A 1,706-nucleotide genomic window follows, 5' to 3' on the forward strand; every position below is an offset into this window, starting at 1 on the left:
CCGGCCGCCCTTCGCGTTCACCCGGCCGAGGGGCCGGGGCTACTGCTGCGGCGGCTGGGGCTGCTGCGGGTAGCCGGGCTGCTGCGGATACGGCTGTCCGGGCTGCTGGGGGTAGCCCTGCGGCGGGTACGGCTGACCGGCGGGCGGATAGGGCTGCTGCGCGGGCGGCTGCCCCGGCTGCCCGGGTTGCCCCGGCTGCGCGTAGGGCTGTCCGGGCTGTCCGGGCTGAGCGTAGGGCTGACCCGGTTGTGCGTACGGCTGTCCGGGCTGGGGGTAGGGCTGCCCCGGCTGCTGAGGATAGGGCTGGCCCGGGTACGGCTGCCCCGGCATCGGCGGTGCGGCCACGGGCGGCGGGTTGCCGTCCGAGGTCCACAGCCCGTGCATCTGCTGATGCCGCACGAAGTCCTCCGCGACCATCGCCGCGAGGTGGAAGTACGACTCGCGCACCTTCGGGCGCATCATGTCGAGGTCGACCTCGGCACCGGCGGCGAGGTGCTCGTCGAACGGGACGACGACGACACCGCGGCAACGCGTCTCGAAGTGGCTGACGATGTCGTCCACCTTGATCATCTTGCCGGTCTCCCGCACCCCGGAGATGACGGTGATGGACCGGGAGACGAGGTCGGCGTACCCGTGCGCGGACAGCCAGTCCAGCGTCGTACTGGCGCTGCTCGCGCCGTCCACGGACGGCGTCGAGATGATGATGAGCTGGTCGGCGAGGTCGAGCACACCGCGCATGGCGCTGTACAGCAGACCGGTGCCGGAGTCGGTGAGGATGATCGGGTACTGCTTGCCGAGCACGTCTATCGCGCGCCGGTAGTCCTCGTCGTTGAACGTCGTCGACACCGCCGGGTCGACGTCGTTGGCGATGATCTCCAGCCCCGAGGGAGCCTGGGAGGTGAACCGCCTGATGTCCATGTACGAGTTGAGGTACGGGATCGCCTGGACGAGGTCGCGGATGGTGGCCCCGGTCTCCCGCCGCACGCGGCGGCCGAGGGTGCCTGCGTCCGGGTTCGCGTCGATCGCGAGGATCTTGTCCTGTCGCTCGGTGGCGAGCGTGGCACCCAGCGCGGTGGTCGTGGTGGTCTTGCCGACGCCGCCCTTGAGGCTGATGACGGCGATCCGGTAGCACGACAGGACGGGCGTCCGGATGAGGTCGAGCTTCCGCTGCCGCTCGGCCTCCTCCCGCTTGCCACCGAGCTTGAACCGCCCACCGGTTGCGGTCGGCCGTCCACTCTTCGCCTTCTGCCGCTTGTTGTTGAGCAGCCGGTCCGACGACAGTTCCACGGCCGCGGTGTAACCGAGCGGCGCGGCACCGGGGTTGGTGGGCTGTCGCTGGTCGTGCTGCATGGGCTGCGGCCAGGCGGAACCGGCCCGGGGGTCCACGGGCGGCTGCTGCGGCTGAGGCTGCTGGGCCTGCTGCGGGTGCTGGGGCTGCTGAGGCTGGGGGTACGCCTGCGGGTGCTGCGGCGAGTGGGGCGCCTGAGGCGGCTGGGGCACCTGGCCCACCTGGCCCACCTGAGGCGGCTGCACGGCCTGAGGCGGCTGCGGTGCCTGCGGTGCCTGCGGTGCCTGCGGTGCCTGGGGGGCCTGCGGGGCGAATCCGTGCGGAGCCGCCTGCGGGTCCTGCGCCTGCGGCTGCTGCGGCTGTCCCTGCGGGGCGGGCGGCTGGGGGAATCCGTAACCGCCGGGCTGCGGGAGGGGAT

General features: G+C 72.3%; 1 protein-coding gene. It reads right to left on the reverse strand.

What is annotated here, in order from left to right; genetic code table 11:
- Positions 1-39: 39 nt before the first annotated feature.
- On the reverse strand, positions 40-1,706 hold a 1,667-nt coding region (locus FNH09_RS46290; RefSeq protein WP_152895862.1), incomplete at its 5' end, for a MinD/ParA family ATP-binding protein.

The organism is Streptomyces adustus (assembly GCF_009377175.1).
GTDB classification, from domain to species: domain Bacteria; phylum Actinomycetota; class Actinomycetes; order Streptomycetales; family Streptomycetaceae; genus Streptomyces; species Streptomyces adustus.